The organism is Nostoc sp. ChiVER01, from assembly GCF_034531155.1.
In the GTDB taxonomy this organism is placed as follows: domain Bacteria; phylum Cyanobacteriota; class Cyanobacteriia; order Cyanobacteriales; family Nostocaceae; genus Nostoc.
The window spans coordinates 13,316-26,920 of record NZ_JAVRBS010000043.1; the positions used below are offsets into that span (position 1 = coordinate 13,316).

Annotated in this window: 20 protein-coding genes; 8 read left to right on the forward strand and 12 right to left on the reverse strand. The window is 40.9% G+C overall.

Features of this window, described 5'->3' with window-relative positions:
- Positions 1–20: 20 nt before the first annotated feature.
- The 5 genes from RMY00_RS33425 to RMY00_RS33445 form a co-directional block, all read right to left on the reverse strand.
- Positions 21–668, reverse strand: a complete 648-nt coding sequence (locus RMY00_RS33425; RefSeq protein WP_322651659.1) for a hypothetical protein — start codon at positions 666–668, stop codon at positions 21–23.
- A gap of 372 nt (positions 669–1,040) precedes the next feature.
- Complete coding sequence (locus RMY00_RS33430) at positions 1,041–1,262, reverse strand: hypothetical protein (protein WP_322651660.1); 222 nt, start codon at positions 1,260–1,262, stop codon at positions 1,041–1,043.
- A gap of 30 nt (positions 1,263–1,292) precedes the next feature.
- Entirely contained in the window at positions 1,293–1,571 is a 279-nt protein-coding gene (locus RMY00_RS33435) for a hypothetical protein (protein ID WP_322651661.1), read from the reverse strand.
- A gap of 18 nt (positions 1,572–1,589) precedes the next feature.
- Complete coding sequence (locus tag RMY00_RS33440; RefSeq protein ID WP_322651662.1) at positions 1,590–2,060, reverse strand: hypothetical protein; 471 nt, start codon at positions 2,058–2,060, stop codon at positions 1,590–1,592.
- A gap of 2 nt (positions 2,061–2,062) precedes the next feature.
- Positions 2,063–2,635 (reverse strand): ParA family protein, encoded by a 573-nt coding sequence (locus RMY00_RS33445; protein ID WP_322651709.1) that lies wholly within the window; start codon positions 2,633–2,635, stop codon positions 2,063–2,065.
- 131 nt (positions 2,636–2,766) lie between these two features.
- On the opposite strand from RMY00_RS33445, the gene RMY00_RS33450 reads away from it, so the two are divergent.
- The 3 genes from RMY00_RS33450 to RMY00_RS33460 all read left to right on the forward strand — a co-directional run bounded on the left by RMY00_RS33450 (position 2,767) and on the right by RMY00_RS33460 (position 4,336).
- Positions 2,767–2,925: a hypothetical protein gene (locus RMY00_RS33450; protein WP_322651663.1), complete on the forward strand. Its 159-nt coding sequence runs from the start codon at positions 2,767–2,769 to the stop codon at positions 2,923–2,925.
- 212 nt (positions 2,926–3,137) lie between these two features.
- Positions 3,138–4,067, forward strand: a complete 930-nt coding sequence (locus tag RMY00_RS33455) for a tyrosine-type recombinase/integrase (protein WP_322651664.1) — start codon at positions 3,138–3,140, stop codon at positions 4,065–4,067.
- 74 nt (positions 4,068–4,141) lie between these two features.
- Entirely contained in the window at positions 4,142–4,336 is a 195-nt protein-coding gene (locus RMY00_RS33460; RefSeq protein ID WP_322651665.1) for a hypothetical protein, read from the forward strand.
- 138 nt (positions 4,337–4,474) lie between these two features.
- Here RMY00_RS33460 and RMY00_RS33465 read toward each other — a convergent pair whose 3' ends face one another.
- From RMY00_RS33465 to RMY00_RS33495, 7 genes are all read right to left on the reverse strand, one after another.
- Positions 4,475–4,990: a hypothetical protein gene (locus RMY00_RS33465; RefSeq protein ID WP_322651666.1), complete on the reverse strand. Its 516-nt coding sequence runs from the start codon at positions 4,988–4,990 to the stop codon at positions 4,475–4,477.
- A gap of 510 nt (positions 4,991–5,500) precedes the next feature.
- Positions 5,501–5,767 (reverse strand): hypothetical protein, encoded by a 267-nt coding sequence (locus tag RMY00_RS33470; RefSeq protein WP_322651667.1) that lies wholly within the window; start codon positions 5,765–5,767, stop codon positions 5,501–5,503.
- Positions 5,768–6,054: 287 nt separating this feature from the next.
- Positions 6,055–6,420, reverse strand: a complete 366-nt coding sequence (locus RMY00_RS33475) for a hypothetical protein (RefSeq protein ID WP_322651668.1) — start codon at positions 6,418–6,420, stop codon at positions 6,055–6,057.
- 259 nt (positions 6,421–6,679) lie between these two features.
- The gene (locus RMY00_RS33480) at positions 6,680–6,802 is read right to left on the reverse strand and encodes a hypothetical protein (protein WP_322651669.1); all 123 of its coding nucleotides are present in this window, start codon (positions 6,800–6,802) and stop codon (positions 6,680–6,682) included.
- A gap of 49 nt (positions 6,803–6,851) precedes the next feature.
- On the reverse strand, positions 6,852–7,217 hold the full coding sequence (locus RMY00_RS33485) for a clan AA aspartic protease (RefSeq protein ID WP_322651670.1): 366 nt from the start codon (positions 7,215–7,217) through the stop codon (positions 6,852–6,854).
- On the reverse strand, positions 7,214–7,486 hold the full coding sequence (locus RMY00_RS33490) for a hypothetical protein (RefSeq protein WP_322651671.1): 273 nt from the start codon (positions 7,484–7,486) through the stop codon (positions 7,214–7,216). Before RMY00_RS33490 ends, RMY00_RS33485 begins: the two co-directional genes overlap by 4 nt.
- A 455-nt stretch (positions 7,487–7,941) precedes the next feature.
- Positions 7,942–8,814, reverse strand: coding sequence for a hypothetical protein (locus RMY00_RS33495; RefSeq protein WP_322651672.1), 873 nt, complete (start codon positions 8,812–8,814; stop codon positions 7,942–7,944).
- 212 nt (positions 8,815–9,026) lie between these two features.
- On the opposite strand from RMY00_RS33495, the gene RMY00_RS33500 reads away from it, so the two are divergent.
- The 5 genes from RMY00_RS33500 (at position 9,027) to RMY00_RS33520 (ending at position 13,535) form a co-directional block, all read left to right on the forward strand.
- Positions 9,027–10,373, forward strand: coding sequence for a class I SAM-dependent DNA methyltransferase (locus RMY00_RS33500; protein WP_322651673.1), 1,347 nt, complete (start codon positions 9,027–9,029; stop codon positions 10,371–10,373).
- A complete protein-coding gene (locus tag RMY00_RS33505) occupies positions 10,364–11,362 on the forward strand; it encodes a hypothetical protein (protein WP_322651674.1) in 999 nt (332 codons plus the stop codon). Before RMY00_RS33500 ends, RMY00_RS33505 begins: the two co-directional genes overlap by 10 nt.
- Complete coding sequence (locus tag RMY00_RS33510; protein WP_322651675.1) at positions 11,362–12,657, forward strand: restriction endonuclease subunit S; 1,296 nt, start codon at positions 11,362–11,364, stop codon at positions 12,655–12,657. Before RMY00_RS33505 ends, RMY00_RS33510 begins: the two co-directional genes overlap by 1 nt.
- A gap of 96 nt (positions 12,658–12,753) precedes the next feature.
- Positions 12,754–13,170: a XisH family protein gene (locus tag RMY00_RS33515; RefSeq protein WP_322651676.1), complete on the forward strand. Its 417-nt coding sequence runs from the start codon at positions 12,754–12,756 to the stop codon at positions 13,168–13,170.
- On the forward strand, positions 13,158–13,535 hold the full coding sequence (locus tag RMY00_RS33520) for a XisI protein (protein ID WP_322651677.1): 378 nt from the start codon (positions 13,158–13,160) through the stop codon (positions 13,533–13,535). Before RMY00_RS33515 ends, RMY00_RS33520 begins: the two co-directional genes overlap by 13 nt.
- Positions 13,536–13,605 lie beyond the last annotated feature (70 nt).

Sequence of the window (13,605 nt, forward strand, 5' to 3'; positions counted from 1 at the left end):
GTCTGTTTTTGAGCTAAAATTTACTGCTTAATAAATTTCCAAGTTCCGCTACCACTATCTCTATCTGCGCCAGCAGCCGTTGAGACACACAACAAATTTTCATTACAACCTCTGCCTCTGGTATCTAAATAACCTCCTTGACCATTACCATAACCATTCACAAGTTGAACAGGCTGACCTTCACGTAAGTCATCTGAAGATTTGTGTTTAGAAATTATCTTCCAGGTTCCGCTACCACTATCTCTGTTGGGGTTGTTGGCTGTAGAGACACACAGAAGATTGTCAGAACAGTTTCTTCCCCGCGTGTCTAAGTAACCACCAGCACCTTGATCATATTGATTTTGCAAGTAAACGTCATCAAGCGACTCAACAACTCCTGTTTTGCCAGTTTTTGATAGAATCTTCCAAGACCCACTACCGTTATCTCTGTTGGGGTTGTTGGCTGTAGAAACACACAGCAGATTGTCAGAACAATTTCTTCCCCGCGTGTCTAAATAACCTCCTTGCCAATTGTCGTAACCATTAACGAGCTTGTATGTTTGTCCATACCTGAGTTTTTGGTTTGCTGAATGTGCCTGACTCGAATTAACGTTGGTAACACTGAATATACCTGTTGTTAACAATAAGATAGTACCCATTGTTGCTTTGACAAGAGTAGATTTTTTCATAATAAATTGCTCCTTGTTTTCACTAATAATTGTTTCAAGATTTTCTGAAAGGTCTGCTTGTTTTGGCTTTGACAAGAGTCGGTTTTTCTTGAACACTTTCACTCTATTAGTAAAATTTCTAGGAGTCGATGAGGATAAGTTAGGGAAAGTTAAGGAGTTGATTTTTGCATTTCGCCAAAGTATAGCCGAAATGGAGTAGCAACTTGCCGCACAGTGCATACCACTTAGTATCATCCGCACTGCCTACTATATGAGCAATTGGGACTTCTCTCTACAATCAGCTAAACAAGATGGCGTAATCCATACCTTGGTTTTATCCCTGATAAATGCACCCGGCTTGCTTTTGCCTCTGTCAGGGTCACTAATAATCTTTTAGTCTAGGTTTATTATCCACAATCCATGATCCCACTTCCAACCCCAAGAATTCATATTATGACGTTCAAGTTCTGACATATTGGTATAAGTTTTCAAAGACTTATCCTCTACATAAATGATACCCGGCTCGTTCATATCTGAGCCAATACCAACATTGGCTAATTCATCGTACTTAACAATTAGGTTTAATCCGTTTGATAAGCGTTGAATTGTTGACATAATTGACTATTGTTTATCTAACTCAACCATTTATTCGATTTTCAAATAATAGGAAAGTTCTAGCGGTTTGAACTCCCTTAAAAAGCCAGCTAATGCAAATGGGCATTTACAATTTAGTTCTTTTTCTATCAACTCAGGATTCAGGTGGTATTCTTGACACACAATCTCAAAAATTTCTTCAGTGGTTAATTCTAGATTTTGATCTAATTCCCAAACTCGCCCTTCTATTAAGTGGATGTCATCTCCTTCTGGGGAAAAAATTTCTGTTTGATAAGCGATTATTAGGTCAGTTATTTTAGAGACTGTCATTTTTAAATCTCCTCTTTTTTACTGGGACGATACGTTATCCTTTTTGGAAGAGTTGCTTAACATTGTAATTAACCTTTTAATTTGCCCAACTCGCTTACGTTGGTCATAACGGTGCTTGGCTTCTGTAGTAATTTTTTCAACAAGCGTGTTATCGGCACTAGCAATAGCCCATGCTGCTTCTAGAAATAGCTCAACTGTAATTCCCCTTTCTTTACAAAATCGTGTTAATTCTTGGTCGAGGTCTTTTTCTAAGACGATCGCTGAATGCCTTCGAGTTTCGGGATATTTTTCAAGTTCGGCTTGGAGTGAGGCGATTGTGTCTGCTGGTGCAGGAGTTGGGTTGGTTGGTTCGGTAACTGTGCTGGGTTCTTGTGGTGAGTTTTTTTTCTCTGTTTGGGATTGTACTTTAGAAACGAGTGCATCCTGGCGTGGTTCAACTATCGGGCGATTACGTCTATTGCGTAGTTGGTTGAGTACGTTATCTGACATTTTTATTTAGCCCCAAGTGAAGTACGAATTTTCTCAACTAAAATTTCAAATGGATATTCCAAATCGTTATATCCCAACTGCGAGAGGGTTGTACGTTTGTTGATAGCTTGTTTATAGCGTTCTGACTCGCGGATTGAAGGTAAAACCAACTCAGCGCCCACTTCGTCGCGCATACCATCTACAGCCGCCCGACTTTCTTGCGCTTGCGTTTTACCAAACCAGCGATCGCGGAACGGTAAAACACCTAATACTTGGGCATCCGTTGCACCGACATCTTGCAAGCCGTTCAATAAGTCGAGCGTCCGCACGAGTGAACCGTAACCTTTAACTGATGCCTCTGCGGGAATAATCAAATAATCTGCTGCGCCGATCACTGTTAAACAAATTTGCGATCGCTGAGGTGGGGCATCAATTATGCACACTTTGAATATTTTGCTGATGCCTTCCAATCGCCGCTTGAGTAAGGTTGCACCTACTCCACTGTTAGATAAATAATCCTGCACGGTATCGAGTTGGTCATCGGACGGGATTAAAAATAAATTATCGCGCCCAAATGTGTGTATATCTGGAAACAGTTAAGCGCACTTATTAATCAACGGCAGAATAAGCATTACAGGACTCGTGCCAGCCCCTGTCATCAGTTCGCACTGTTTACCAGAAATAAAGGTTTGGGGTGGTTAGGTGATCTTATAGGCAAAAACTATCTGTGTGCGATCGCCATTTTCTAGACTTGCTCAAAAGCCGAGTGATTCGGGCAGATCACCGCATACAAGCAATTCTTGGCATTCCCGTTTTGGGAATCTGGAAGTTTCCTTGTACATTCCACTTCGGTCTGCTCGGCGATCGCAGTCTGAGGTGGATTTAGGCTAAGGCTTGGGAGGGATGCTTAGGACACCCAAGATCAGCAATAAAAATACTTAAATATGGGTTCTGGTTGTAGAAAAAGCAGTTTTGGGGGAATTGATATCAGGGATTAGTAAAGAATTTAGTAGAAAGGATTCTGGTTGTCACCAAAGGAGTATATGTGTATGAAGGAGACAAAATTAGCGTTTTGTCTTTTTGATATCGCCGAGAATTATGACACCAGTAGTCGTAGTCAAATCCAGAGGTAAACAACTAGCTCATTTAGCACCGGTTGATGCCCAGCAGCGCTTAGTTCAACTGTGGCTACACGATAAACCGCAAAGTACCCAAAAATGTTATCTGCGCTATGCGGTGCAGTTCACAGGATTTTTGGCAGGGGTAGGAAAGGCGATCGCTCACACAACTTTGGAAGATTTAGTGGAGTTTTCTGAGTATTTGCATAACCGGGGATTGGCAGCGCCTACTATCAAAACCTATATGGCTGCGGTCAAAAGTTTACTGTCGTTTGCTTACAAAACTGGTTACATCAAGGTAAACCCCGGTGCTGCTATCAAGTTAAAGAAGCTTGACCAGCGATTGCATGAAAAGGTGCTGACTTTAACTGACATCGCTCTCATGATTCGCCTCACCGAACGAGCCAAGTATCGTTATAAAGCTCAACAACTTAGGGATTTATTGATATTAAAGCTTTTATATGTGGCTGGGTTGCGGGTGTCGGAGTTAGTCGGTTTGAGATGGAAGGACTTTACACCACGCGATCTCACGGGGCAGATTACCGTTGTGGGTAAAGGTAACAAGTCCCGTCACATTTTACTGCCGGAATATCTGTGGCAGGAATTAATAAATTACAGAGGAGACGCGCCCAAGGATGCTTATGTTTTCAAGAGTCGTAACGGGAAGAACAAGCCGCTTCATCGTCAAAATGTTGATCCTATTATTAAAGATGCAGCAGAACGGGCGGGGCTGATGGAGAAAGTTAGCTGTCACTGGTTTAGGCATAGCCATGCGACGCACAATGCTGAGATGCGTACTCCAGTTCCGTTAATCCAGCAAACAATGGGACACGCCGATATTTCCACAACGGCAGGTTATATTCATATACGCCCCGGTGACAGTAGTGCTTTACATTTGCCACGGGTTTAAATACAGATTATTATTCTGTTATTTATGAAGAGAATTGAAACAGACTACTAAATGTAAAACCACCATTTTTTACAATGCTTAACGACTTAAGTTTTCAGGCAGCTAACAATAACAAGCTGTTTGTGGAGCTATTGCTTAATTTTTACCTCGACGCTGATACTGCCGAGCGGCAGAAGATTGAGCAGATATTGCTGGAGAACAAGAATCAAAATTCAGGGTATCTCGTAGTAGAAAGCCTGCGAAAGATAGCAGCTTCTAAGGGACTGTAAGATATTCGGGCGCTCTGCCAATTGTGTCTGCGCGATTGTCCAAGGGATAGTGCTAAAGGCAATGGCAACCACCTACATATTAGCGATCGCTAATTACTATCGGGGCTTAAATGAACCCTATTGCGGAAACAGTTGAAATTATTTCACTGGATGGTAAAGTCCGTCTTTTACATTCCATTCCCACCCCACGCTCATGGGGTCACGGTTACGCGACCAACTGATAAATTCTTTGACGCTCTTGTTTTCCCTTTCTGCAATGAGACTTTGATGGGTTACAGCAAGCCTTTGGGCTAAACTTTCATTATTTCTGGGAAGGAGTTCAACTTGGGGTTGTTGGTACGGGTGCGCTTGTTTTCGAGGTCTGGTGTTGCTGTATCTACCATCCGCCATTGCCTTCTCTATGAGTTCCAACTTCTTGGTAATTGTTTCTAGTTTAGTGTCGAGATGGGATTCCAGATTTTCTAGCTTCTGATCCAATCTGCCGGAATTATTGATATCAATCTTGCTATCAAATTTAGATATTAATTCCTCTAAGCCTTGCAGCAAGGAAATTGTATGCCCCTCTCTGTGCAGTTTAGATAGTTGGCGTACTGCTCCAATTAAGGCAGTAGGGACGCGAATCATTTCGCTCGGTGGGGTTTTGTCGTCAGCCATTTGATATCAGTTTTGATAGCAATCAACTGATGATAGATGAAAAGCGATCCGTTTTTTCAAAGCCCAGATGCTATGGAGCGATCGCAGCCCAGACATGGCATCAAACCTCACGCTGCCCAATCCCTACACAACAATTCTGCCTGTTGCATTTAAACCCAAAGCATCATAAAAATCTAATTCATCCTCAGTTGAGTGTAAATATTAACTAAGGATGAACTAGCTTTACAGAATTATTTTTAAATAATTGTAGTTTGACTAAATGGGAATGCAATTTAGCATTTAAATTCCTAAACGTTTGCATTCGCTATCCATTAGTTGGTCGTACATTGCCAGTTTTGAGTGAATCGATTCGTACAATTTGCCTAAATGTTCGGGATCGCACTTGCACTTGTTGACCATTTGCTTAAACCATTTAAAACCCTCTTTGTCACTACGTCCAGCTTTGAAATCTACAAGAACACCCCAAAGGCATTCACTTCCTGTAATGGGTAGAAAGTTACTCGAACCTCCCTATTTTCTTCTTTCCGGCGAATTATCGAAACCGTCTTTGTTGATACTCACCAAGGATTCAGATTCTGTCAGATAGCGATCGCTCTGTAAAAAAGCGGTAATAGCTCTAGCTAGCAGTTCCAGATCAAGTTTTTCCTGAGCCTGACTGATGTTTGTCCCTTTGCTTGCTATAACAATACGGGAGCTAGCAGGCGGCATAGCATTAACTTTACCTCCCAGTATGGCAATGACACTAAAAAATGCGATCGCTTTTTGTGTATGTTTCATGGGTAATTATTCACAACTAAAACCCTCGTTCTCGCGCTCATAGCAGCGCTGCACGTTGCAGTAACTTCCGACTTCAACTTACAACTTCACTTACTAGTTGGTGGAAGTCGGAAGTTAGAAGTTGCGATTGCTGAACCCACCCCTTGAACCGCCCAACCATTCAACTAACGGGAAGCATAGCGATTTTGGCAACGGTTCAGAACCGTTGTTCTGAACCAAATCGGAATGCAGGTTTTTACAAACATCCTAGCTCAATGCCCAATAGCCTCTACTTCTAAAACATCCTCTTAGGGTCTACAACTAGTGGATTGAACACCATTGGGTGCAATTGAAACATTTACTTTATATCCTGCTGGACATGTTTCAATTGAGTTACCTTTTCTAAGTTGGATTTCCTGTGAAAGCTGGCAACTTTGAAACTGTGCTTTCTCATCAAAAGAGATAGATTGTTGAGCTTGGCACTCAAAATTAGATGACCCGGAACTGGGGCTGGAAACCTGCACGGTCGTATCTTGTCCAAGAATACAACTTGCCAACGAACCATTTGGATAATTACTAATTGTCCCACCAACACATGTAACTGACGCAATTGCAGGCAGAGAAACAGCAAAATTGATTGAAAATAAACCAAAAGTTGAAGTTAAAATTACCAAAACTTTAGACGAAAATTTCATAAAAGAAATACTGATTAGTAGAATAAAATTTGTTACTTCATTTCTACTTGAGTCGTGCTAAAGACTGATACAGCAAAGGCACTGATCTTGCTTTAAAGTTTCTGTGAGCTTGGGCTGCAATCATCGGCTGTCTTTGTTCCCACGTCAGCCAACAAAAAAAGCGTTCAAAGCCGCTCTGAAAGGTAGTTTTCAGCCTTTTTACCTCGAAAAATGCCCAAAAAACATTTTCGCTGCATGGTCACGCCAGTTTACAAACCACCAAATATCCTTTGCCCATGCCAAGAGAGAGCGATCGCAGTTGGTACTTGCCGGAGTAAGTTTGTATATAGGCTTTGTCTATATTAATTTCTATATAGGACAATTGAACTTCTTCTAATAATTCAGAACCTTAGCAAACAACAACTAATCGATTAGAGTTTCTTTAAGGAAACTAAACCATTGTCTTGAAAATCTATTTCTAGATGATATCCGGCCATCAGAGAAGTCCCAAGCAAAGGTTTATAACCAGCAGCTAAAACTGGAATCAATCTTTCTATACCGTCCCATACAATTGTTGCCAAATGTATAGATAATAAAGCTTGACTACCGTCGGCTAACCTTGCTTCGGTACTAGAATATAAGGGAAGATTCATCGCACTGACTGCCTGTGATGGTAAAGTAAGATGGTCATTAAATCCAGTATCAATGACAAAATCCAAGTTAAAATCTGGCTGCTCAGGTAAACGAAAAACCACTGGAACTATTGCTCTACCATCGATTACTTTTCCATAAATCATTCAGCAGTACGCTCCACTGCGCCACCAAAACTTACAGCGACATCATAACCAATCCGTATAGTAAACAATCTAGCGTTAGGGTTTTTCTGTTTTAACTTTAACGCTGTTTCTACACCAGTTGCATCTATCCCATATTCACCAGTTTCTGCATCAATCACAATCATCTTGCCGATATTGTCACCAGACTCGACATTTTGACGAATACCGTTTTCGTAAAACTGTTTAGCTCTTAGGGCTACTTCTTCTACACTCCAGAAAATTGATTGCATCACAACTTCACCAAATAATTGCTTCTGAAATCATTGTAGTTTCAGAACTATATAAAGGCGTTTATTATTCTTAACAGGTAGCCAAAAATCTATGGTCATGCCGCAAACCTGAATTTTAATCCTTTTTACTAAAATAAGTTAAGTAATTAAGTAAATCATTAACTCTAAACTCACTACCAGTAGCTAATCGCACTGGTAGGAAAAAAGCCGAAATTCTCCCAGTCCTTCTAGAGCAAGCGTTTTAGCAAATTGAGTTAGAGGAATAAGTTACTCAATTACTTAACTCAATTACTTATTAGTAGAGATTTGGGAATTAGAATTTAGAAACGGGAGAGAACTGCGAGCTTGCTCTTACATACACCAAAGGGGTTGCCGCAAGCATTGCTCCAATTATGTACCAGAGCGATCGCAGAAATGTTTAACGCCACAAGAGATATATAAGATGATTAAGTAATCTAATACTCAAACTCATAAAGGGACATTGATTCTGGCAAATAGCGAGTGACAATTGATTCTCGGCGAGTGACATCATCAAATAATCCGGGTTGAAAGAATTCTACTTGACTTTCAATTATTCTGACATCATCAAATAATCCGGGTTGAAAGAATTCCTCTTGATTTTCAATTCTTAAGGCTTCAGATGTACGATTAATCAACGATATTGTTTGCTCACCACTTAACGGGGATAGTTGATTCTCAAGTTCTAAATGCTCTTCAAAAGACAATGCAGAGCCTGGAACTGGGTCGCTGCACCACATTATTTTTCGGCTGTTTGGATTTTGAAAAACAATGTGATGTGATTCATTTGTGAGCCAACCTTTTGGTGCTGTTGTCACATCCACAAGCCGTAATAAATTTAGATTTGGATCTTCCCACAATATATCCTGGTCAAAAATCATGGGACAGGCATAGTAAACTTTTGCACCTTTTATCTGACTCAATCGACATAAAGTTTCATGTTGAGATTTATTAGTCGATTTATTCGGCTTTAGTGACAAGGCTGAACGATAGTATGGTGTTGTAAACCCGTGAGGAAGATTTTGACTCCTTCGAGTTATTACTTCTACAACTTTGAATTGTAAAAACTCTCCAAAATAGAATTTAGATAATTTTGAGCTACCGTCTGAGATAGCAGAACGGAGTTGCATAAATAAATCCTGCTGGGACAAATCAGATTTTGTCCAACCTTGGTCAAAACCAACCCATACCTCTTTTTGAGGAGAAGGTTTTAAGAGTCTGATACATTTTGCACCAAATCGTTTTTCATACTCTTTAACAATCGCCCGATGAAAGTGCATTTCAAGCAGACTCTCTGGCAACCAATCCATTGCGTGTATCTATACCTTATTTAAGTATTGTGTTTATCTCACTCTTAAGTCAGTATTCCCATTCCTCCCAAATTAGTTACAACTGGCACCGAGCAACCAGCACGAGATTAGCGATCTAGCTCAACGACAGGGGAAAGATGCTTTAGCCAAAAGGGGTAGAAAGTAATACCATGAATGATGGTCACAAGCTATACGCCCCGGTTACTTTTTAGATGGATTTATCACTGCAAAACAAAAACGTTTCTTTTATTTGGTCAATCGCTGATGATTGTCTGCGGGATGTATATGTGCGGGGTAAGTACCGGGATGTGATTCTGCCGATGTTTGTCCTGCGGCGGCTGGATTGTTTGTTAGAAGAGACGAAAGATGCAGTGCTGGAAGAAGTGCGGTTTCAGCGCGAGGAAGCGGGTTTTACGGTGCTTGACTCCATCGGCTTGCGAGAAGCATCAGGCTATGTGTTTTACAATACTTCCGATTGGACATTAAAGAAATTGGTCAAGACTGCTTCTAATAATCGCCAAATTTTAGAAGCGAATTTCAAAGCTTACCTAGATGGCTTTAGCGATAACGTTAAAGAAATTATCGAGAAATTTGAGCTACGCAACCAAATCCGGCGCTTGGTGCAGGCGGATGTGTTGTTGGATGTGCTGGAGAAATTTACCTCACCTTATATCAACCTCAGTCCCCACGATACCCTAGACCCGGATGGGCGAAAACTACCAGGACTGAGTAACCTGGGAATGGGTTATGTATTTGAAGAATTAATCCGCAAGTTTAACGAAGAAAATAACGAAGAAGCCGGTGAACATTTCACCCCCCGCGAAGTTATTAAATTGATGACTCACCTCTTGTTTATCCCAGTCAAGGATAAACTACCACCAGTAATTACGGTGTATGACGGGGCTTGCGGTTCGGGAGGAATGCTGACGGAATCCCAGGATTTTATTACCGTTTCAGAAGGGGAAATTAAATCGCAGGCGGCGGTTTATCTCTATGGTAAGGAAGTGAACGGCGAAACCTACGCGATTTGCAAGTCGGACATGATGATTAAGGGCAACGACCCAGAGAACATCAAGTTTGGTTCGACACTAGCAACGGATGAATTTAGCAGTCTGCGGTTTGACTTTATGTTGTCAAATCCGCCCTATGGGAAGTCGTATAAGTCAGACCAAAAATACATTCTCGATGGGAAGGATGTTTTAGACGGTCGCTTCGAGGTGTTACTAAAAAATTTTAAAGGTGAATTAGAAGTAGTTCCGGCGATTCCCCGTTCTTCCGATGGGCAATTACTGTTTTTGATGGATATGGTCAGCAAAATGAAGCGGCTAGATGAGAGTCCTTTGGGCAGCCGCATTGCTTCAGTTCACAATGGTTCTTCGCTGTTTACTGGGGATGCAGGAAGCGGGGAAAGTAATATTCGCCGCTACATTATTGAAAATGACTGGTTGGAAGCAATTATCCAGTTGCCGAATAATTTGTTCTACAACACGGGGATTACACATATATTTGGGTTCTGTCTAACAACAAAGTACCTCAGCGAAAGGGCAAGGTGCAATTGATTGATGCGTCAGAACTTTATCAAAAATTACGCAAGAATTTGGGAGCGAAGAATTGCGAGTTTGCAACTGAGCATATTGAAAAAATCACCCAGCTTTATTTAGAAATGCCCAATCAAGGTATTTCTAAAGTGTTTGATAACAAAGACTTTGGTTTTTACAAAATTACAGTGGAACGCCCTTTACGACTGGCGGCGCAATTTACACCGGAACGGGTGGCTACGTTGCGTTATGTGCCTGCGCTGCGTGAGGTGATGGCATGGGCTTATGAGCAATGGGGTGATGAGACTTATACAAAATTAGAGGTGCATAAAAAGGCGATTGAGGACTATATTGAGAGTGAACAAATTACCCTATCCCCCAAAGCCAGGAAAGATTTATTATCGCCCAAGACTTGGGAAGCACAACGCAATCTCATGATTGTGGGAGAGCGTTTAATGGAAGCGGTGGAGGATGAATTATCACTTGATTTTAATGTATTTGTAACTGCTGTTGATACAGCATTGAAGTTGTTGGACATTAAGTTGAGCAACAGTGAGAAAAATCAGATTTTAAATGCTGTCAGTTGGCGGGATGAGAACGCCGAAAGGGTGGTGAAGAAGGTACACAAGTTAAAAGGTAATCAACTGAGTGATTTTTTGACGGAGTTGAGAACCACTGAGGATAATTTACCTGACTATGGTTATTGGACTGGGAAGAAAGCGGGGGAATGGGTAGAGTACGAGTCGGATAGTGAGTTGCGGGATACAGAAAATGTGCCGTTAAAAGAACAAATACATGATTACTTTGTACGGGAAGTGCGTCCTCATGTGGCTGATGCGTGGATAGCTTTAGATAAAACGCAGATTGGCTATGAGATTAGTTTTAATAAGTATTTTTATCAGCACAAGCCGTTGAGAACACTGGAGGAAGTAACAGCAGAGATTTTGCAATTGGAACGTGAGACAGAAGGGTTGTTAAAACGGTTAGTAAGTTTTGGGGAGGTGGAGTAATGGCTTTCCCGAAGTATGAGACTTATAAATATAGTGGGGTTGAGTGGTTGGGCGAAATTCCAAGTCATTGGGATTTACAAAATATCCGTGCGGTGACTGAATTAAAATGTGAAAGGAATCGACCTGATTTGCCAGTCCTCTCGGTTTACCGAGAATATGGTGTTTTGCTCAAAGATTCTCGTGATGATAACCACAATGCAACTGGATTAGATATTTCTAGCTACAAAGTTGTTGAAATCGGCGACCTTGTTATCAACAAAATGAAGGCATGGCAAGGCTCAATGGGGATTAGTGATTATCAAGGAATCGTGAGTCCTGCCTACATTATATGCCGAGTAAAATCAGAAAAAATTGAACCTAAGTTTTTGCATTATTTAGTGCGTTCAAAGCCCTACATAGGTGTTTATAATGCTTTGTCCTATGGTGTCCGAGTAGGACAATGGGATATGCACTATGAGGATTTAAAAAAAATTGGTATTCCACTTCCTACTTCTGAAGAACAGCAACGAATAGTTGCTTTTCTAGAGCGCACTACTGCCGAAATTGATGAAGCGATCGCCAAAAAACAGCGTCTCATCAAACTACTGCAAGAGCAAAAAGCCATTCTCATCAATCAAGCTGTCACCAAAGGGCTAAACCCTAAAGCATCCATGCGGGATAGTGGAGTTGAGTGGTTTGGGGAGATTCCTGAGCATTGGGCTACAGCAAAAATTAAACATATTGCAAAATTTTATAGTGGTGGTACACCAAGTAAAGAAAAATCTGAATTTTGGGATGGTGATATTCCTTGGGTTTCTCCCAAAGATATGAAATTTCGTTATATAAAAGATACAGAAGATAAAATTACACAAAAAGCACTTAAAAAAACTACAATTAAACTTTTAGATACTAATGCTGTCCTTATTGTAGTTAGAGGCATGATACTTGCTCGAAAGATCCCTGTAGCTTTAACTTGTTTTTCTGTCACAATTAATCAGGATATGAAGGCATTAGTGCTTAATGTGCATTGTCTACCAGAATATCTAGTTTTTTTAATAGAAGGTGTCAATAAAAACTTGTCAACCTTGCTAGAAGAATCAGGACATGGCACTAAAACATTACCAACGGAGAAGTTGGGTGCTTTCGTTGTCCCAATCCCCCCAAAAGATGAACAAGTAAACATCATAAATTTTATTAAAGAGAATGATGCTCAGACCGACTCATCTATTGCAACTATCAATAAGCAAATTTTGCTATTAGAAGAATTTAGATGCAACATAATAGCGTCAGCCGTCACTGGAAAAATGAAAATGTAAAGCTACTAAGTTACATTAGCCCTAGCGTGACGTACTATCTTATTTATATATGTTGTAAGACCCAAAACCCGAACCTCACGTCTAAGAAATCACCCCATGCCAGCCAAAGACCTCTATCACGATGCTGTAAAAAATGCTCTGATTAAAGATGGGTGGCTGATAATCGCTGACCCTTACATAATTAAATATGAAGACGCTGAACTATACGCTGACTTAGCCGCAGAAAAACCTATTGCCGCAGAACGCCAGGGGCAGAAAATTGTTGTTGAAATTAAAAGCTTTGTGGGTAAATCTCAGATGTACGACTTCCACAACGCCCTTGGACAGTACATCGTCTATCGCAACCTCATCCAAGTTAGCGAACCTGAATATAATTTGTACTTAGCAATTGACGACATTGTTTATTTCAACTTTTTTCAACGTCCATCAGTCCAACTCATTACCCGCCAAAACAACCTGCAATTAATTGCCGTAGATACTCAACAGGAGCAAATCGTGCAATGGATACATTAATCCGCTATCGCCATGCTATCCAAGAAACCATTAAAAAATACTATGAGATGGCCAATTCTCAAACCGCTAACACCACAGAAACTACAATTAGCAATGGCGTTTTGCCCAGTGTAGCTGATCGGCTGATTTTAGACGAACAGCACGACCAATACCTGTGGTTACGGTGCGGTTGGGATGCTAAAAAACGAGTGCAGCACATTATTCTATACCTTCAGATTCAAAACGGTAAAATTTGGGTGGAAGAAGACAGCACCGACTTGGGGATTGTTGATGACTTGTTGGCAGCAGGTATCCCCAAAGCCGATATTATTTTAGGCTTCCATCACCCTAGTAAACGCCCACTCACTGAATTTGCGATCACTTAGACACATAGCACACTCGGCTACAAAGAATTATCATAGGAAAAATACTCGTATAAAATATAACGGATTTCCT